This window comes from Streptomyces sp. NPDC051684, from assembly GCF_044453445.1.
In the GTDB taxonomy this organism is placed as follows: Bacteria; Actinomycetota; Actinomycetes; order Streptomycetales; family Streptomycetaceae; genus Streptomyces.
On the sequence record NZ_JBITCS010000016.1, the window covers coordinates 50,014 to 67,987 of the forward strand.

Sequence of the window (17,974 nt, forward strand, 5' to 3'; positions counted from 1 at the left end):
GTTATCCGCATACGTTCCGCTCACCGAGGAGCAATCCCGTGCTTGAGGCCTTCTTCTCCACCCTTCTCGTCCTGGTCTGCGTCGGCGTCGTCGCCTTCGCGGGTCTGACCGTGAAGAAGCTGTACCAGGGCCAGCGCTGACCCCCCACTGAGAGACGTCTGAACCGCTCATGATCCAGATCCCGTCCGACCTGAACCCCAAGCTCGTCCCCCTTGCCTTTCTGCTGGGCACCTGGGAGGGCGCGGGCGTCCACGACTTCCCAGGCTCCGAGAAGTGCAACTTCGGCCAGGAGGTCTCCTTCACCCACGACGGCCGGGACTTCCTCGAGTACCAGTCGCACACCTGGGTGCTCGACGAGAAGGGCGAGAAGGTCCGCCCCCTGGAATCGGAGTCCGGCTTCTGGCGGATCGACGACGACCGCAAGGTCGAGGTCGTCATGGTCCGCGACGACGGTGTCGTCGAGGTCTGGTACGGCGAGCTCGCCGACCAGAAGCCGCAGATCGACATCGCCACGGACGCGGTGGCCCGCACGGCGGCCTCCGGCCCGTACAGCGGCGGCAAGCGCCTCTACGGCTACGTGAAGAGCGACCTGATGTGGGTCGGCGAGAAGCAGACCCCCGAGGTCCCGCTGCGCCCCTACATGTCGGCCCAGCTCAAGAAGGTCGTCTCCCCGGAGGAGGTCGCCGACATGGCGCGCAACCTGCCGGACATGCCGGACGACGGCATCGCGTTCTTCAAGTAGGCCGGAACCGCTTCCTCGAAGTGGTTCTAGACTCGTCGGTGTGGTGAGCACCGACTGGAAGAGCGATCTGAGGCAGCGCGGCTACCGGCTGACGCCGCAGCGCCAGCTTGTCCTGGAAGCTGTCGACACCCTGGAGCACGCGACCCCCGACGACATCTTGTGCGAAGTGCGCAAGACGGCGTCGGGGGTCAACATTTCCACCGTCTACCGGACCCTTGAGCTCCTGGAGGAGCTCGGGCTCGTCTCGCACGCCCATCTCGGGCACGGCGCGCCCACGTACCACCTCGCCGACCGGCACCATCACATCCACATGGTGTGCCGCGACTGTACGAACGTGATCGAGGCGGATGTGGACGTCGCGGCGGAGTTCACCGCCAAGCTGCGCGAGGAGTTCGGTTTCGACACCGACCTCAAGCACTTCGCGATCTTCGGACGCTGTGGGAACTGCGCCGGAGACAAGGGGCGAACGCAGGAATAAGCGAGTCCGCCCACTCGTCGTAGTGTGTGTGACCATGCAGCGAGATTCAACGAACAGCCCTCTGCTGACCCTGCCCGGCGCGGTCCCCGGCGAGGGCGTGGACGAAGGCGTCGCCGCGCACTACGGCGACCTGTTCCGCGAGCAGCGCTCCCTCGCCGACGGGACGGGCGTCGTCGACCTCTCGCACCGTGGCGTGATCACGGTCACCGGTGCCGACCGGCTGAGCTGGCTGCACCTGCTGCTCACCCAGCACATGGAGCAGCTGGAGCCGGACCGGGCCACCGAGGCGCTGATCCTCTCCGCCAACGGGCACATCGAGCACGCCCTGTACCTCGTCGACGACGGCACGACGACGTGGGCGCACGTCGAGCCGGGCACGCAGGAGGCCCTCCTCGCGTACCTGGAGTCGATGAAGTTCTTCTACCGGGTCGAGACCGCCGACCGGACGGACGAGTTCGCCGTCGTGCATCTGCCGGCCGGTTCGATCGCGCCGGTGCCGGACGGGGTGGCCGTCCGCGAGACGCCGCACGGCCGCGATCTGTTCCTGCCGCGCGCCGACCTGGAGTCGTACGTGGAGGCGCACGGTCCGGCGGTCGGCCTGCTCGCCTACGAGGCGCTGCGCGTCGAGCAGCACCGGCCGCGCTTCGGCTTCGAGACGGACCACCGCACCATCCCGCACGAGCTGGGCTGGATCGGCACCGCCGTGCATCTGCAGAAGGGCTGCTACCGGGGGCAGGAGACCGTCGCCCGCGTGCAGAACCTGGGCAAGCCGCCGCGGCGCCTCGTCTTCCTGCACCTGGACGGCAGCGAGGTGCACCTGCCGCCGCACGGCGCCGAGGTACGGCTCGCCGCCGACGGGCCCGAGGGCCGGAAGATCGGCTTCGTGACGACGTCCGTGCGCCACCACGAGCTCGGCCCGATCGCGCTCGCCGTCATCAAGCGGAACGTGCCGGCCGACGCGGAACTCCTCGCGGAGGCCACGGCGGCGGCGCAGGAAGTCGTCGTCGAGCCGTAGCCGCTCCGTACGTACGGGCGGGGCTACATCTCCAGCAGCACCGTGAACGGGCCGTCGTTCGTCAGGGACACCCGCATCTTCGCCCCGAACCGGCCCGTCGCCACGGTCGCGCCCAGCGCCCGCAACTGCGCCACGACCTCGTCGACCAGCGGTTCGGCGACGGGGCCCGGCGCGGCGGCGTTCCAGGTGGGGCGGCGGCCCTTGCGGGCGTCCCCGTAGAGGGTGAACTGGCTGATCACGAGGAGCGGCGCGTCGATGTCGCTGCACGACTTCTCGTCGGCCAGCATCCGCACCGACCAGAGCTTGCGGGCCAGTTGGGCGGCCTTCTCCTCGGTGTCCTCGTGCGTGACCCCGACGAGGACGCACAGGCCCTCGCCCTTGATCTCGCCGACCGTCTCGTCGTCCACGACGACGCTCGCGCCGTCCACCCTCTGCACCACTGCTCGCATACGTTCATCATGCCGTGCGCGGATTTTCTTGCCCCACAAGGGGTTTGAGGATGCTCCCCAACCCCCCATCCGGGGCGGATCTGGGGCACTCGGGCCCGAAGCGGCCACTGGGAGTGGCACCATGCTGACACGCGGTGCGTCGGTGGCGTGCGGCGCGGTCCGGTCGAGGGGACGGTAAGCAGACCATGGATACCCATGCCATGAGCCACACAACGAGTACGGGGCTGCCCGGGCAGCCCGTATCGCTGACGCACGGGGAACGGATGGCCCCGCTGACCCGCCCGCCGGCCCAGCGGACCGACAGCCCCGAGCTGCCGGCCGTGCCCGCCCAGGATCTGTCGGTCCTGCGCCTGCCGGAGCTGCGCACGCTGCGCCGCGACTCACAGCAGAACGAGGCGGACCTGAGCTACGTACGACGCCTGCTCCAGGGCCGGATCGACATCCTGCGGGCCGAGTTGGACCGGCGGAAGGACCCCGAGGGGCCGGTCGTGGACCGGCTCTCGGAGATCCTGCGGGACCAGCCGACCCGGCAGCGCTCCTCCGCCCGGCACGTCACGCTCGGCACCCCGCACAGCGAGGAGTCCCGGCGCCTCGCCCAGGAGATGCTCGCCGAGGTCGAACTCTCCGACCTGGCGGCCCGCACGGACGCCGAACTCCACACGGCGATGGGCCGCCTGGTCCGCTACGAGCAGCAGGTCTCGCGCCGCCGCCACCAGCTCCAGGGCACGGCGGACGACTGCAGCGCCGAAATCGCCCGCCGCTACCGCGCGGGCGAGGCCCAGGTGGCGGACCTGCTGGGGCCGTCGGGGGCGGGGGAGCTGTAGCCCATCAAGCCTCGCCGGCGATGGAGGCGCGGGGTCCGGGGCGGAGCCCCGCGGCGTAGGAAGAATTGGGGCGACACGGTCACCCGGCCTGCATAGCGTGGACGCATGAGTAGCCGTGCCGCCACCCCCGACGACCACGAAGCGATAGACGTACGGGCCGTGACCGAGGACGAGTTGCCCGACTGGTCCCGCGCCCTCAACACCGGTTTCCTCCGCCCCCCGACCGCCTCCCCGCAGACGGTCGCCAAACGCCGCGCCCACTTCGACCTCACCCGCACCCGCGCCGCCTTCACCCCCGCCGGAGCCCCCGGCCCCCGGCAGGTCGCCACATTCCGCTCCTTCGCACAGGAGCTCACCGTCCCGGGCGGCGCCACCGTCCCCACGGACGCGGTCACCAACGTCACCGTCAGCCCCACCCACCGCCGCCGCGGGCTGCTCAGCCGCATGATGGCCGCCGACCTCGCCGAGGCGAAGGAGCGCGGCGACGTCGCGGCGACCCTGATCGCGGCGGAGTACCCGATCTACGGCCGGTTCGGCTTCGGCCCCGCGGCGACCGGCGCCGTATGGGAGGTCGACGTACCGCGGGCCGGCCTCGACCCGCGCTGGTCGGGCCCGGACGGCGGCCGCGTGGACCTGGCCGACCCGGAGGAGATCCGCAAGGTCGGCCCGGAGCTGCACGAGCGGCTGCGTACCCGCGTCGCGGGCGTGGTGTCGCGGGACGAGCTGTGGTGGCAGTACAACACCGGCCTGTGGCCGACCCCGGAGGACCCCTGGACGGAGCCGTTCCACGCGGTGTACCGCAATGCCCGCGGCGAGGTGGAGGGCCTGGTCGCGTACCAGGCGGACGACCGCTGGGGCGATGCCAAGCAGCCGCAGAACACGGCGCAGGTGCGCCAGCTGATCGCCGTCACCCCGGCCGCCGAGCGCGCCCTGTGGACGTACGTCTGCTCGGTGGACTGGATCACCACGGTGCGGTCCGGCCTTCGTGCCCCCGACGACCTGCTCCCGCACCTCCTGCCCGACCCGCGCGCCGCCCGCATCGTGACGCAGGCCGACTTCCTGTGGGTGCGGATCCTGGATGTCGTACGGGCTCTGGAGGCGCGCTCGTACGAGACGAGCGGGGAGTTCGCGTTCGAGGTGCTGGACCCGGCGGGGCTGGCGGGCGGCCGGTTCACGCTGACGGCGGCGCCCGGCGGGGCGGTGTGTTCGCCGGGCGCCGCCTCCCCGCAACTCACGGTCGACGTACGTGAGTTGGGGGCGCTGTGGCTGGGCGACGAGTCCGCGGCGCGGCTCGCGGCCCTGGGGCGGCTCGTGGAGCACGAGGCGGGCGCCGCCGCCGCGTTCGGCGCTCTGCTGCGTACGGCGCGGCGGCCGTGGTGCCCCGACGTGTTCTGACCCCACGGCCCCGCGCGCGTACGGGCGTACTGACCGACCGGGCTCCCGGCTCCCCTCCGGAAGGGAGCCCGGTCAGCCGCTCTGGGCGAGCAGCATGACGAGGACGACGGCCCCGATGCCGCTGATCACGGTGTTCTTGGCCTTGAGGCCGACGGAGAGAACGATGAAGGCGATGATGCCCATCGGCCCGTACTTCCACTGGATGAGCTGCTCGAACCCGATGGCGAGTGCGGCGACGACGATGGCGAAGAGCGGCATTGTCCTACCTCCTTCAGGACCAGTGGTCCTCGTGGTCACCAACTTCAGGTCCCCCGACCATGTCCGGGAAGTTGGTCACCAACTCAAAGGTACTTATCTCCGTTGAAGGGCGGCTCATAACCACCTTCACCTCAACTCCCCAAAGATGGCGGGAAGTTGTAGGGTTTGGTTGTGAGTGGGGAGCATGCTGCCGTCAACGGACGGCCCAGGTCACAGCGGGAACGACCCACGTACCGCGAAGTGGCCGACGCGCTGCGCGACCGGATCACGTCCGGCCGCCTGAGTCCCGGCCAACGGATGCCTACACAGGCACAGTTGGCGGGCGAGTTCGGTGTGGAGCGCTCCGCCGTACGCCAGGCGCTGCGCATTCTGCAGACCGAGCATCTGTTGGTGAACGCCTCGAAGGGCAGCCCGGCCACCGTCGCGCGGCATCCGCGGCCCGCGGTGCTCGGCCCCGAGGCGCCGCCGCAGCCGACCATGGTGGCGCTCGCCCCGCGCATCGCGGAGGCCTTCGAGCAGGCCGACGTGGAGATCGACGCGCTGTGCCTGACGGCGGTCTCGCTGACGCTCGCGATGGGCGAGCCGCTGCGCCTCATCCACGAGGGCCGTACGAAACCGGCCAGAGTGCGCGTACGGGTGCTGCTGCCCAGCCGGGACATCGACCTCGCGTTTCCCACGCCCGCGCCACCGCCGGCCGCCGCGCCCGTGTCGCGGGCGGCGGAGGCCTCGCGGGTGGAGGCGGCGATGGGCGGCCGACTGCGGCGCGACTGGCTGGCGCAGCGCAACGCGCAGGGGCAGGTGCTGCGCCACAACCTGCTGGCCCTGCGGGGCACGCACAGCATGGACGTCACGGTGGAGTTCCGCGCGCTGCCGTTCACGCCCCCGGTCAAGCTCTACCTGCTCAACGGCAACGAGGCGCTGTTCGCGTACTACACGCTGTCCAGACGGGGCGAGCAGATCGACCACGAGCGGGTGGACGTGTACGACGCCGAGGGCGTGCAGCAGATGCTCTTCGCGTTCGAGCAGGGGGCGGGACTGCGGGACACGACGTTTGTGGAGCAGTCCCACCTGTGGTTCAACGGCCTGTGGAACACGATCAGCCAGGACCTGACGCTCAGCTCGTAAGGATGGACGTGCCCGGTCGATGCGTCGCGGGCCCGGTCGATGCGTCGCGCGCCCGGTCAGTGCAGCGCGGGCCCGGCCACCGTGAGCGCGAGCAGGACGCCGCCCATGGAAGAGCAGGTGGCGTTCCTGGCCTTGGTGCCGATGGCGAGCAGCAGCAGTCCCGCGAACCCTGCCGGACCGTAGTGCCACTGCGCGAGCTGCTCGAAGGTGATCACGACCACCGCGGCGAGGAGGCTCAGTACGGACATGGTGGTTCCTCCTGCTTCGGGGTTGCTGCGCTGATGGGCTGGGCCTTACCTGGTCTCCTTCGTTGCCACCATTGGCCACCTTCGTCCAAGTTGGCGACCAACTGCACTGGAGTTGTCCCCACTTGGTCGTGGTATATAAACAGGAGGGCGACAACTCTCGCCAAATCAAGGCGAGTTGTGCCGCTTGGCAGGGGCTCAGGGATCCAGGGGAGCAGGGCGTGGCGGACATGGCAGACGCGACACTGAACGGCAGGAGAAGGCTCACGGCCCAGGAGATCGCCGACCGGCTGCGCGAGCGCATCAGGGAGGGCGCGCTGCGGCCGGGCGACCAACTGCCCACGCAGGCCACGCTCGCCGACGAGTTCGGCGTCGAGCGCGGCACGGTCCGTCAGGCACTCCAGCTCCTGGAGACGGACGGGCTGCTGAGCAAGCGCAGCAAGGGCAGCCCGCCGCGCATCGCCCCGGGGACCGCCGCCCGCGACGAGCCGCAGCCCTCCATGGTCGCCCTCGCCCCCCGCCTGGTCGAGGCCTTCCACGCCCCCCACGTGCGGATCGACGCGGTCTGCATGACCTCGGAGACCCTGATGCTGGCCCTCGGCGAGCCACTGCGCCACATCCACGAGGGCCGCATCCGCCCCGAGTCCCTCGACGTACGCATCCTGCTGCCCAGCCGCGACATCGACCTCGCCTTCCCGGTGCCGGTCCCGGACGACAGCGACGCCGTCGACCACGAGGAGTCGGTCGCGGTGCACAACCGCTGGCTCGCCACGCGCAACGCGCAGGGCCAGGTGCTGCGCCACAACCTGCGCTCCCTGCGCTCCTCGCACGACATCGACGTGCGGGTGACCTTCCGGGCCCTCCCGTTCACCCCGCCGGTCAAGCTCTATCTGCTGAACCAGTCCGAGGCGCTCCTGTCGTACTACATGGTCACGCGGCGCGAGGAGGAGATCGACAACGACACCAAGCTGGAGATGTTCTCGGCCACCGGGACGCAGGCCCTGCTCTTCTCCTTCGAGGAGCGGGCGGGCCACCGGGACCGGACCTTCGTGGAGGAGTCGCAGAAGTGGTTCGACGCCCTATGGGAAACCATCACCTCCGACCTGACACTCTCCTAGTGACTTCAGAGACGACGAAGCAGACTGTTCCGGTGGCAGAAGAGACCGAGTCAGACCGGGAAACGACCGAACAGGGCGACGCGCGCGAGCCGGGAACCGTCGACGTGCGGGAGTCGGGCACCCTCGCCGAGCTGATCGCGGGCGCCCGCCATGTGCTCTTCGACTTCGACGGGCCGATCTGCCGGCTGTTCGCGGGCCGCCCGGCGTCGGGGATCGCGCGGCAACAGGTGGAGTGGCTGGACGCGCAGGGCCTCGGCGACGTACTGACGGACGAGGAACGCGCCGACGTGGACCCGCACGCGGCCCTGCGCCGCCTCGGCCGGGCGCGGCCGGACAGCGATCTGGTCCTGGAGATGGAGAGCCGGCTGACCGAACAGGAACTGCGCGCCGTCGCCTCGGCCTGGCCCACGCAGCACGCGGACCCGCTGATCCGCACCTGGACGGCGGTCGGCGCGCGCCTCGCCATCACCACCAACAACTCGGCCGAGGCGGCCCGCCGCTACATCGCGAACCGCGGCCTGTCCGGCTGCTTCGAACCGCACATCTACGGCCGCACCCGGGACCTCGCCCTCCTCAAACCGGACCCGTACTGCCTCAACCGCGCCATGTCGGCGATGGGGGCGGCGCCCGGGACCACGCTGATGATCGGCGACGCGGCGACGGACCTGGTGGCGGCGCGGGAGGCGGGCGTCGCGTTCCTGGGCTACGCGCGTCATGCCCGCAAGGAGCGGATCCTGCGGGAGGCGGGGGCGCGGCAGGTGACGGCGACCCTGGAACCGATCATCGACATCCTGCGCGACCGCGACTGACCTGCGATTCCCTCATCCCCTCCTTCATCCCTTCCCGCATATCGGGTGGAGTTGGCAGCCAACTGCCGTAGAGTTGTACGGACTTGGTCGGGGGGCGAGGGGAGATCGTCGTGGCGAACGTCAATACGGACAACGCCCCCAGACCCACCGCCGAAGGCATCGCCGAAACCCTGCGGAAGCGGATCGTCGGCGGGGACCTCAGGCCCGGCGAGCGCCTCCCGACGCAGGCCGCGCTCGCCCGGGAATTCGGAGTGGAGCGGGGCACGGTCCGCAACGCACTCCAACTCCTGCGCGTGGACGGCCTGCTGACCAACCTGGGCAAGGGCAGCCCGCCCACGGTGTCGCGCCCTCAGCAGCAGCCGTCCCTCGGCGCCCAGACGGCCAGAAGCATCCTCGGCCCCCGCCTGGTGGCGGCGTTCGAGGCGCCGCACGTCTACGTCGACGTGGCGAGCCTGACCGGAGAGACACTGGTGACGGCCCTCGGGGAGCCGCTGCGGAAGGTGTACGAGGGGGTGCTGCGGCCGGAGTCGGTGCGGGTGCGGATGGTGGTGCCGAGGCCGGGCGGTCCGGTCGACTACCCGGCCCCCGCCGCCGGTTGGGGATCCGACGAGAAGCTCGACCGGGCGGTCAGGCAGCGCGGACTGGTCCAGTGGGCCTCGCAGCGCATGGTGCTGGACAACGCCTTCAAGGGCCTGCGGGACCACGGCATCGACGCGAGCTTCGAGTTCCGCTTCGTCTCCGGAGTGCCGACCCGGAAGGTGTACCTCCTGAACCGGCAGGAAGTGCTGGTGGGCCACTACGTTCCGGACCGGTTCGAGCGGGAGATCGACGACTACGAGGGCGCGGACACGGTGGAACTCGTGGACGTACAGGGCTTTGAGACCGAGATGTTCCCCTTCGAACGCTCCAACGGCCAGGACCAGGAGGCCTTCGTGGACGGGGAACAGGCGATGTTCGACGGGTTGTGGGAGCACGTGGCGCGGCGCGGTCAGGCCTGAGCCAGGGCCAGGAACACGAGCGCGGCCCCGGTCAGCGCCCAGGCGGTCGACCTCCGCTCGGCCGACAGGAGCAGGGTGAGGGCGGCGAGGGCCAAAAGTCCGAGGCCCCCGTACTCGGACTGGATGAACAGCTCCAGACCGTAGCCGAGCACGGTCGCCAGCAACTGCGGTATCGGATTCACGGGTCCCCACCCTTCAACTGTCGGGCCAAACAGTCCAATTGGGCTGCTGGACTTGGATTGGTCTTCCCCGGCCCGACAGATCGTTAATCAGCACCCCGGATAGGTAGGGAAGTTGACTGATTTCGGTGTGCCGTTGGGCTGACGGAGGTACGTTCCCCCTGTGACGAGCAGCCAGAGCGGGGCCACGGGCGGCAAGGCGGTCTTCCGTGTCGTCGCGGAGCTGCGCTCGCAGATGGCCGGCGGCGTGTTCCCGTTGGGTTCCCTGCTGCCGGCGCAGCGGTCTCTGGCCGAGGAGTTCGACGTCTCCCGGGACACGGTGCAACGGGCGCTCAAGCAACTGCGCGCAGAGGGCTGGATCGAGTCGAGGCAGGGCAGCGGGACCCGTGTCGTCCGGGCGCAGGAGGCTCAGTCGTACACCGCACGGGCGGCGATCGAGGGACGGGTGACGCTGCGCGGATTCTTCGACGAGGCGTTCGCGGGGCCCGAGGTGCTGCTCGACGTGTTCACCCTGACGTCGGAGTCGCTCGACATGCAGGTGAAGGGCCAGATCGAGCGGATCAGGCTCGGCGAGGTGGGGCCTCAGAGCATCACCATCCGGATGCTGCTGCCCGACGAGTCGCTCGACCTGCCCTATCCGCGGGCCCTGGACGACCCGGACGGGCGGCTGACCGCGGAGTTGAAGGACCGGTTGCTGGAGATCACGCGACGGCACAGCACGTCCCTTCAGACGGAGCTGCGGCAGCTGGAGGCCGAGGGGCTCGTGGAGTCCGCGGACATCGAGATCCGGCAGGTGATGCTCACGCCGACGTCGAAGCTGTACCTGGTCAACGGCTCGCAGGCGCTGCACGGCCCGTACGAGGTCATCCAGCGGCCCATCGTCCTCGACGACGAGGTGACGGTCGAGGCGCTGGACGTGCTGGGCCTCGGCGCCAAGCTCACGCACTACGTCAGGGACGACAACCCGGATTCGCGGGGGTCGGAGTTCCTGGGGAGCTGGCAGGCGTGGTTCAACTCGGTTTGGAACCACTTGGCGCGATGAGTGCGCGCTGAAGGCGCACCGAAAGACGGACTGAGTCGATCGAGGTTCGAACGCCATACCCCTCTGCGTGTTCCTTTACACCTCCGAGACCGTTCACTCTGCTCACTCCGGTCGTGAGGGGCCCGCATCGGCGCTACTGTGTGGCCCTGTTACGGCCCGTTGCATGAGTATTCAGGAGCGGCGTGTGGGCGCTGTCATCGCCCCGAGTGGCCCGATGCCGGATGTGGTTGCCGGTGAGCGAGTCGCGGACGTCTGGCGCCGTGTCGTGGAACGGGCCCAGCACAGCGGAGAGCGGACGAGCGGTCACCACAATCTCAACCATGTGGTGCGGCTGACCGACGAGGAGGCGCTCGCCCTCGAACGTCCCCTCGGCTCGAAGGTGATGGTTCGGCAGCGCAGGACCGGCGTGGCCCCGGTGGTGATCAGGACATGGCGCGACGAGCAGGGGGTCCTGGAGGCGTTACGGGGCAGCGGGGGGCCGGTGCCGCAGTGCCTCGACCGGTTCGAGGGCGGCGCGGTCCACAGCTACCTGGAGGGCACCCCCCTCTCCAGCATCTGCCGGAACGGTGACCGGGTCGACCCACAGCTGATCCAGGCATTCGCCGAGCTGCTCGCGGACATGGCACGGGTGCCCGAGTACTCCCTCCCGGCCCGCCCCGACTACTGGCCGAAGGACGGGGACAGCAGGGGATTCCTGAGGATGCTCCTGACGCAGGCGGAGGAACAGATCCGGCGGCCCAATTGGTTTGATTTCGGTGGGCTGTTCGTGGCGCTCGGCGTCCCGGAGAACGCGCTGCGGCTCTACCAGCACTGGGCGCCGAAGATGACCCCCCGCCCGTTCCACCTCCTCCACGGCGATCTGCATCGGGGGAACGTGATCGTCACGCACGACGGCGAGCCTCTGCTGCTCTGGGTGGACTGGGAGCTGGCGACGTACGGGGACCCGCTGCACGACCTGGCGGTGCATCTGGTGCGCATGGACTACCCCCGTGAGCAGCGCGACGAGGTCGTGGAGCACTGGCACAAGGCGATGTGGAGCGTCCGGCCCGAGGCGGTCGAAGGGCTCGACTCCGACCTGCGGCACTACATCGACTTCGAGCACGCGCAGTCCGTGTACCCGGATGTGATCAGGGCGGCCGGATCGCTCGAGAAGCGGTTCAGCCAGAGCGACCTGGAGCGGGCGGCCGCCGAGGTGCACCGTGCCCTGAAGGTGGCCTCACGCCCGCTGAGGCTGCGCAACGTGCTGACGCCCTCCGCGATCGAGCCGCTGCTCTACCGGTGGCGGGTGGCCAGGGGCGGCCGGCACCGGGGCAAGGTCTTCTCCGCCTCCATCCACTGGGAGCCGGACGATCGGCTCCCGCTGTTGGACGACTTCCCTCCGGAACACGTCGAGGAAGCCTTGTGGGCGGAGGGCGTCGCCCCGGCGTCGCACGTCTTCAAGGGGACGTCGCACCTGGGGACGTTCGTCGAGGTCAGGGGCTTCGGGCGAGTCATGGTGCGCCGGAAGGTGGCGGACGCCGTCACCCCGATCGAGCCGAGGTTCCTCAACGAGCACGAGGTGCTCCGGGCGATCGAGGAATCGGGCGCCAAGGTCAGCATCTCCCGGGTGCTCGCCCTGGGGACGAGCGACTTGGAGGACCAGTTCACCATCCAGTCGTACGCCGGCCACCACCGCGCCCGCGGCGGCCCGCAGCACCCGGAACACGGGCTGCTGCCCGGCGAGGTGATCGATCTGGTCGACCAGCTGTGCCAACTCGCCGAGACCGAGATCAAAGTGAAGCCGCAGAAGATGGACGGGCTGAGCTTCTACCCGTGGCTGTGTCGCCAACTGCACCTGATGGTCTGCGGGTTGGCGCCTTCGGCGAAGGACCTCGCCGCCCGTCTCGGGCTGCCGGCGGAGGACGAGCTGGAGGCCCGGCTGCTGCGGCACGACGTACAGCCGCGCCCCCACGGCCTGCTGCACGGCGACCTGAACCCCTGGAACCTGGTCAGACGCGAGGGCAGAACAGGCCTCACCCTCATCGACTGGGAGATGGCCATGGTGGGGGACCCGCTCTACGACCTGGTGCGCCACATCCATCTGACGCCGACCACCCGAGAGGTCCGGGAGCGCATGTACGCCCGCTGGTCCCAGCGGATGCCGGACAAGTACACAGACGGCTGGCAGGACGACATCCCCGTCTACCAGGGCCTCGAAGTGGTCCGCTCCGCCTACGTCGACCTTGACCGCCTGGTGACCGGCTCCGGCCTGGACGCCCCGAACGTGCGCCGCGCGGTCGGCTCGTACACGACGACGCTTCGCAAGGCGCTGGCCTGGCTGAAAATGCCCTCAGGGGCGGCGGGTGCGACCAACCCGTATCTTGCCCTGGCCCTGCCGCACGCGGACCATGACATGAAATAGGCGGCACCCGGGGGAGGGCTGCGCATGTCGGACGACGGGGGCGACGGCGCGGCAGGCGGCAGGGGCGGGATCGCCCGGTCGCTGCGGAGGTTCCAGCAACGGGTCGAGCCCACGGCCGTACGCGTGCTGCTCCTGGTCGTCTTCGTCACCGGGCTGACCGCCCAGTTCGTCACCCCGCTCGGGGACGCACTGGAAGGCAAGGCGTTCTTGGGCGGCGCTCTGCTCAGCCTCGTCGCCTTCGTCCTGTACGACGCGCTCAAGGAGCTCACCGCCGCCAGCCGGCTGCCCGCCCGGGTGGAGGCGAGCTCCCGCAACCTGGGCAACTTCGTGGCCGACGCCTTCGAGTCCCGGCGCGTGGAGATCAGCTTCTACGGCTACACGGGGGAGACCCTTTTCAACGAGCTGTACCACCGGCTCGAACGGCTCGCGGAAGCGCCGGGCCCGACCCGCCGGGTCACGGTGCGCATGATCGTGCCGGACTTCTCCCTGCCCATGTTCGTGCCGTCGCGGGTCGGCGCGGACGGGACGGCGGAGGACGCCCCGGAGTTCCGCGACAGGATCGAGCGCAAGTGCCAGGAGTACGACCAGATCCTCTCGCACCTCGCGGAGGGGCTGACCCGGCTCGGCCACGTCGAGGTGCACTGCGAGTACCGGGTCGTCGCGGGCCCGCCGCTGCACAAGCTCTGCATCTTCAACCGCAAGCGCGTCCTGCACGGGCTGTACGACCTGTCCTCTCGCATGTCGTTGCGGACGCAGTACTACGACCCCAAGGGGTACGACACCGATCTGACGGTCCTGGCGGCCGAGCGCCGTCCCGAGGACGAGCCCGCCGTCGGCATGTGGGTCAAGCACTTCGACGACCTGTGGGCGCTGGTGGCCCAGGTGCCGGAGTGGCGTCGGCGGGCGGCGGCCTGAGCCGAGGGACGTACGCTCCTTCTCATGACCGACCGCGCCCCCGGCCTCCGTGAACGCAAGAAGCAGCGCACCCGGCAGACGCTCTCCGAGACCGCTGTGCGGCTGTTCATGGAGAAGGGGTACGACAGCGTGTCCGTGGCCGAGGTCGCCGCGGCGGCCGAGGTGTCGAAGCCGACCCTGTTCCGGTACTTCGCCGCGAAGGAGGACCTCGTCCTCCACCAGTTCGCGGATCACGAGGATGAGGCGGCGCGGGTCGTGGCGGGCAGGGAGGACGGGGAGTCGCCGCTCGGGGCGTTGCGGCGGCACTTTTTGGAGGGGCTGCGGCGGCGGGACCCGGTGACCGGGCTGTGCGATCACCCGGCGGTGCTCGCGTATCAGCGGTTGCTGTACGGGACGCCGCAATTGGTCGCCCGGTTGTACGGGTATCAGGAGCGTTCCGAGCGGGCGCTCGCCGAGGCGCTCGGGGGACCGGTGGTACGGGCCCGGATCGCCGCGGGGCAGATCGTGGCCACGCAGCGGATCCTCGCCGAGGAGAACGTGCGGCGGATCGTGGCCGGAGAGTCCGCCGACGCGCTGGAGGCGGTCGCCGTGCGCACCGCGAAGGACGGGTTCCGGCAGCTGGCGGAGGGTGTCGGGCGCTGGTACGGCTGAGCGCCCCCGCTACCCCCGTTGCCGCGCCCGCCGCGCCCCCACCGGGCTCGGAGCGGGAGCGCTCAGGTGTCCCTCGGCGAGGTGCGTGAGCAGGCGCAGGAACGTCTCCCGGTCGCCCGGAGGGAACGCCGCGAGGGTCTCCTCGTGGACCCGGTCCACGATCTCCTGGCTGCGCGCGGCCGTGCGCGCGCCCTCCTCCGTGACGGCGATGACCCGCGCCCGCCGGTCCGTGCTGGACGGCCGCCGCTCCGCGAGCCCCGCCTTCTCCAGGGCGTCGACCGTGACGACCATCGTCGTCTTGTCCATGTCGCCGATCTCCGCGAGTTGGTTCTGCGTGCGCTCCTCCTCCAGCGCGTGCACGAGCACGCAGTGCATCCGCGCCGTCAGCCCGATCTCGGCGAGCGCCGCGGCCATCCGGCTGCGCAGCACATGGCTCGTGTGGTCCAGGAGGTACGAGAGGTCGGGCCTGGTCCGGGTGGGGGCGGGCGTCATGGCGGTCATGGGCCCAGGGTAGTCGATAAGTCGTTCCGAAGAATATCGTCTGCAACAAAACTATCTGCTACGGTCGTTTCATCGGCGCCGCCCGGCAGGGGTGGCGGATCGACCGAAGGGCACAGTCATGTCTGCAATGCCCGCTCCACTCGTGCCGCCCGCCGGGGGAGCTACTCGCTCCCGCTGGCTCGCCCTCGGCGTCATCGCCACCGGCACGCTCATGATCATTCTCGACGGGTCGATCGTCACCGTCGCCATGCCGGCCATCCAGAGCGACCTCAACTTCTCGGCCGGCGACCTGAGTTGGGTCGTGAACGCCTACCTCATCGCCTTTGGCGGCCTGCTGCTGCTCGCCGGGCGGCTCGGCGATCTGCTCGGCCGCAAGCGGATGTTCCTCGTCGGCACCGGGGTGTTCACCGCGGCGTCGCTCCTCGCGGGGCTCGCCACCGCCCCCGCCGTACTGCTCGCGGCGCGTTTCCTCCAGGGCGTCGGGAGCGCGATGGCCGCCGCCGTCGGGCTCGGGATCCTCGTCACGCTCTTCGTCGATCCCCGCGAACGGGCTCGCGCCATCGGGGTGTTCAGCTTCACCGGCGCCGCGGGCGCCTCGATCGGGCAGGTCCTGGGCGGCGTACTCACCGACGTCCTCGACTGGCACTGGATCTTCTACATCAACCTGCCCATCGGCGCCGCCGTCCTCGCCCTCGCGGTCATCGCCCTGCCGGGCGACCGGGGCATCGGGCTGCGCGCCGGCGCCGACGCGTGGGGTGCGCTGCTGATCACGGCGGGGCTGATGCTCGGGATCTACGGGGTCGTCAGCATCGAGGCGTACGGGCTGGGCTCGTGGCGGGCGACCGGGGCGGTCGTGGCGGGGCTCGTCCTCGTCGCCGCGTTCGTCGTGCGCCAGGCGCGGGCCCGTACGCCGCTCATGCCGCTGCGTGTCCTGCACTCACGCGCCGTCGTCGGTGCCAATGTCACGCAGATCCTCACCCTCGCCGCGATGTTCGCCTTCCAGGTGCTCGCCGCGCTCTACATGCAGCAGGTGCTCGGCTACGGGGCCCTGGAGACCGGCCTCGCGATGCTGCCCGCCGCCGTGCTGATCGGCGCGGTCTCGCTGGGCGTCTCGGCCCGGCTGGCCGCGCGGTTCGGCGAGCGGCGGGTGCTGCTCGCGGGGCTCGTCCTGCTCGCCGGGGCGCTCGGGTATCTCGCCCGGGTGCCGGTGCGGGGCGAATACGTCGCCGATCTGCTGCCCGTGATGCTGCTGGTGTCCGGTGGCGGGCTTGTGCTGCCCGCGCTCGCCGGCCTCGGGATGTCCGCGGCGGGGGAGGCGGACGCGGGCCTCGCCTCCGGCCTGTTCAACACCACCCAGCAGATCGGCATGGCGCTCGGCGTCGCCGTCCTGTCGACCCTGTCCGCCGCGCGCGCCGACTCCCTCCTCGTGGCCGGAGGTTCGCGGGCCGCCGCGCTGACCGGCGGATACCGGCTCGCGTTCGCCGTCGGGGCCGGCCTGATCGGGGCCGCGTTCCTGGTCGCGCTGCTCCTGCCGCGACGACCGGCCGCGCCCGCCGCGCAGTCCGGCAGTCCGGCGTCCGCCACTCTCGTGGCGGCGCCCTGATCCGGGTCTGCGCGTGGCGCGGGACACTTTTGCAAGCAGTCGCTTGCAAAAGTTAGCGCGGGTGCGGCACCATCGACACATGGCATCGCTCAACGTCGGAAGTCTCGGCGAATACCTGCGCGAGCAGCGTCGCAACGCGCAGTTGTCGCTCCGTCAGCTCGCCGACGCGGCCGGAGTGTCCAACCCGTACCTGAGTCAGATCGAGCGCGGGCTGCGCAAGCCGAGCGCGGAGGTTCTCCAGCAGGTCGCCAAGGCGCTGCGGATCTCCGCGGAGACGTTGTACGTGCACGCCGGCATTCTCGACGCCGAGCGGGAGCGGATCGAGGTGGAGACGCGCGCCGTCATCCTCGCCGATCCCTCGCTCAACGAGCGTCAGAAGCAGGTGCTGTTGCAGATCTACGAAGCCTTCAGGCACGAGAACGGCGACGGAACCGGCGAGAGTGACGGCGGGCCCGACAGCAGCGACGGCGAGCCCGGCAACAGTGACCGTGATCCCGACAGTGGCGATGCCCAGCCCTCAAGCAGCAGTTGATGTGATCCGGGAGGACCACGCCATGGCCATCAAGGACGACCTGCGCAAGACCCTCACCGACCCGACCCCGCTCTACTTCGCCGCCGGCACCGCCGAGTTGGCGTACCAGCAGGCCAAGAAGGTGCCGGGGATCGTCGAGCAGCTGCGGAGCGAGGCGCCCGCCCGCTTCGAGTCCGTGCGCCGGACCGACCCCAAGGACGTGCAGGACAAGGCGACCGCCCGCGCCAAGGAGGCCCAGGCCACCCTCACGGCGAGGGTGAACGAGCTGGTCGCGGGCCTCGACACCGACCTGAAGAAGTTCGGCGAGAGCGCCCAGGAGTTCGCGCTGCGCGGCGTCGGCTACGCCGCGGAGGCCGCCGTCAAGGCGCGCGAGACGTACGAGAAGGTCGCCGAGCACGGCGAGGAGGCCGTGAAGGCGTGGCGCGGCGAGGCCGCCGAGGAGATCACCGAGCTCGCCGTGGCCGTCGAGCCAGACGCCGAGCCGGAGGCCGAGAAGGCGCAGGCCGACGAGGTGCAGGCCAAGGACGCGCCGGCCGCCGAGGCCAAGCAGGGCCCCGCCAAGAAGCCCGCGGCCAAGAAGACCACCACCGCGAAGAAGACGACCACCCCCGCCAAGAAGCCGGCGTCCGGCTCCACGCCGCCCGCCAAGTAGGACCTGCGTCGACGGGCCGGGCACTTGTGAAGTGTCCGGCCC

At 70.4% G+C, this 17,974-nt stretch carries 21 protein-coding genes; 16 read left to right on the top strand and 5 right to left on the bottom strand.

What is annotated here, in order from left to right:
- Positions 1-169: 169 nt before the first annotated feature.
- From ACIA8D_RS20360 to ACIA8D_RS20370, 3 genes are read left to right on the top strand one after another with little or no spacing between them, the layout of a single operon-like run.
- Positions 170-742, top strand: coding sequence for an FABP family protein (locus tag ACIA8D_RS20360; RefSeq protein ID WP_385766296.1), 573 nt, complete (start codon positions 170-172; stop codon positions 740-742).
- Between the two features lie 40 nt (positions 743-782).
- Positions 783-1,220 (top strand): Fur family transcriptional regulator, encoded by a 438-nt coding sequence (locus tag ACIA8D_RS20365; RefSeq protein WP_399234020.1) that lies wholly within the window; start codon positions 783-785, stop codon positions 1,218-1,220.
- 34 nt (positions 1,221-1,254) lie between these two features.
- On the top strand, positions 1,255-2,235 hold the full coding sequence (locus tag ACIA8D_RS20370) for a YgfZ/GcvT domain-containing protein (RefSeq protein ID WP_399234021.1): 981 nt from the start codon (positions 1,255-1,257) through the stop codon (positions 2,233-2,235).
- Between the two features lie 23 nt (positions 2,236-2,258).
- Here ACIA8D_RS20370 and dtd read toward each other — a convergent pair whose 3' ends face one another.
- Complete coding sequence (gene dtd / locus ACIA8D_RS20375; protein ID WP_399234023.1) at positions 2,259-2,684, bottom strand: D-aminoacyl-tRNA deacylase; 426 nt, start codon at positions 2,682-2,684, stop codon at positions 2,259-2,261.
- A 200-nt stretch (positions 2,685-2,884) separates the two neighbouring features.
- Between dtd and ACIA8D_RS20380 the strand changes: the two genes are divergently transcribed.
- Positions 2,885-3,508: an ABC transporter substrate-binding protein gene (locus ACIA8D_RS20380; protein ID WP_399234025.1), complete on the top strand. Its 624-nt coding sequence runs from the start codon at positions 2,885-2,887 to the stop codon at positions 3,506-3,508.
- A 105-nt stretch (positions 3,509-3,613) separates the two neighbouring features.
- The gene (locus tag ACIA8D_RS20385; protein WP_399234027.1) at positions 3,614-4,903 is read left to right on the top strand and encodes a GNAT family N-acetyltransferase; all 1,290 of its coding nucleotides are present in this window, start codon (positions 3,614-3,616) and stop codon (positions 4,901-4,903) included.
- A 72-nt stretch (positions 4,904-4,975) separates the two neighbouring features.
- Here ACIA8D_RS20385 and ACIA8D_RS20390 read toward each other — a convergent pair whose 3' ends face one another.
- The gene (locus tag ACIA8D_RS20390) at positions 4,976-5,161 is read right to left on the bottom strand and encodes a hypothetical protein (protein WP_356375748.1); all 186 of its coding nucleotides are present in this window, start codon (positions 5,159-5,161) and stop codon (positions 4,976-4,978) included.
- 165 nt (positions 5,162-5,326) lie between these two features.
- Here ACIA8D_RS20390 and ACIA8D_RS20395 point away from each other — a divergent pair, with 165 nt between their 5' ends.
- Positions 5,327-6,286 carry a winged helix-turn-helix domain-containing protein gene (locus ACIA8D_RS20395; RefSeq protein WP_399234029.1) on the top strand — a complete coding sequence of 320 codons (960 nt, stop codon included), beginning with the start codon at positions 5,327-5,329 and terminating at the stop codon, positions 6,284-6,286.
- Between the two features lie 56 nt (positions 6,287-6,342).
- On the opposite strand, the gene ACIA8D_RS20400 is transcribed toward ACIA8D_RS20395, so the two are convergent.
- A complete protein-coding gene (locus ACIA8D_RS20400; RefSeq protein ID WP_399234031.1) occupies positions 6,343-6,534 on the bottom strand; it encodes a hypothetical protein in 192 nt (63 codons plus the stop codon).
- A gap of 227 nt (positions 6,535-6,761) precedes the next feature.
- Here ACIA8D_RS20400 and ACIA8D_RS20405 point away from each other — a divergent pair, with 227 nt between their 5' ends.
- The 3 genes from ACIA8D_RS20405 to ACIA8D_RS20415 all read left to right on the top strand — a co-directional run bounded on the left by ACIA8D_RS20405 (position 6,762) and on the right by ACIA8D_RS20415 (position 9,456).
- On the top strand, positions 6,762-7,649 hold the full coding sequence (locus tag ACIA8D_RS20405; protein WP_399234245.1) for a GntR family transcriptional regulator: 888 nt from the start codon (positions 6,762-6,764) through the stop codon (positions 7,647-7,649).
- Positions 7,598-8,458 (top strand): HAD family hydrolase, encoded by an 861-nt coding sequence (locus ACIA8D_RS20410; RefSeq protein ID WP_399234033.1) that lies wholly within the window; start codon positions 7,598-7,600, stop codon positions 8,456-8,458. Before ACIA8D_RS20405 ends, ACIA8D_RS20410 begins: the two co-directional genes overlap by 52 nt.
- Before the next feature lie 110 nt (positions 8,459-8,568).
- The gene (locus ACIA8D_RS20415; RefSeq protein WP_399234035.1) at positions 8,569-9,456 is read left to right on the top strand and encodes a GntR family transcriptional regulator; all 888 of its coding nucleotides are present in this window, start codon (positions 8,569-8,571) and stop codon (positions 9,454-9,456) included.
- On the opposite strand, the gene ACIA8D_RS20420 is transcribed toward ACIA8D_RS20415, so the two are convergent.
- Positions 9,447-9,638 carry a hypothetical protein gene (locus ACIA8D_RS20420; RefSeq protein WP_399234037.1) on the bottom strand — a complete coding sequence of 64 codons (192 nt, stop codon included), beginning with the start codon at positions 9,636-9,638 and terminating at the stop codon, positions 9,447-9,449. The genes ACIA8D_RS20415 and ACIA8D_RS20420 overlap by 10 nt on opposite strands.
- 160 nt (positions 9,639-9,798) lie before the next feature.
- On the opposite strand from ACIA8D_RS20420, the gene ACIA8D_RS20425 reads away from it, so the two are divergent.
- From ACIA8D_RS20425 to ACIA8D_RS20440, 4 genes are all read left to right on the top strand, one after another.
- Positions 9,799-10,677: a winged helix-turn-helix domain-containing protein gene (locus ACIA8D_RS20425; protein WP_399234039.1), complete on the top strand. Its 879-nt coding sequence runs from the start codon at positions 9,799-9,801 to the stop codon at positions 10,675-10,677.
- 214 nt (positions 10,678-10,891) lie between these two features.
- On the top strand, positions 10,892-13,078 hold the full coding sequence (locus ACIA8D_RS20430) for a phosphotransferase (protein ID WP_399234041.1): 2,187 nt from the start codon (positions 10,892-10,894) through the stop codon (positions 13,076-13,078).
- Positions 13,079-13,102: 24 nt separating this feature from the next.
- Positions 13,103-13,993 carry a hypothetical protein gene (locus ACIA8D_RS20435; protein WP_399234043.1) on the top strand — a complete coding sequence of 297 codons (891 nt, stop codon included), beginning with the start codon at positions 13,103-13,105 and terminating at the stop codon, positions 13,991-13,993.
- Positions 13,994-14,017: 24 nt separating this feature from the next.
- Positions 14,018-14,644: a TetR/AcrR family transcriptional regulator gene (locus ACIA8D_RS20440; RefSeq protein WP_399234044.1), complete on the top strand. Its 627-nt coding sequence runs from the start codon at positions 14,018-14,020 to the stop codon at positions 14,642-14,644.
- A gap of 9 nt (positions 14,645-14,653) precedes the next feature.
- Here ACIA8D_RS20440 and ACIA8D_RS20445 read toward each other — a convergent pair whose 3' ends face one another.
- Positions 14,654-15,145 carry a MarR family winged helix-turn-helix transcriptional regulator gene (locus ACIA8D_RS20445; RefSeq protein WP_399234046.1) on the bottom strand — a complete coding sequence of 164 codons (492 nt, stop codon included), beginning with the start codon at positions 15,143-15,145 and terminating at the stop codon, positions 14,654-14,656.
- Positions 15,146-15,272: 127 nt separating this feature from the next.
- On the opposite strand from ACIA8D_RS20445, the gene ACIA8D_RS20450 reads away from it, so the two are divergent.
- The 3 genes from ACIA8D_RS20450 (at position 15,273) to ACIA8D_RS20460 (ending at position 17,932) form a co-directional block, all read left to right on the top strand.
- Positions 15,273-16,748, top strand: coding sequence for an MFS transporter (locus tag ACIA8D_RS20450; RefSeq protein ID WP_399234047.1), 1,476 nt, complete (start codon positions 15,273-15,275; stop codon positions 16,746-16,748).
- Between the two features lie 79 nt (positions 16,749-16,827).
- A complete protein-coding gene (locus tag ACIA8D_RS20455; protein ID WP_399234049.1) occupies positions 16,828-17,280 on the top strand; it encodes a helix-turn-helix domain-containing protein in 453 nt (150 codons plus the stop codon).
- Between the two features lie 22 nt (positions 17,281-17,302).
- Positions 17,303-17,932: a hypothetical protein gene (locus ACIA8D_RS20460; protein ID WP_399234051.1), complete on the top strand. Its 630-nt coding sequence runs from the start codon at positions 17,303-17,305 to the stop codon at positions 17,930-17,932.
- Positions 17,933-17,974 lie beyond the last annotated feature (42 nt).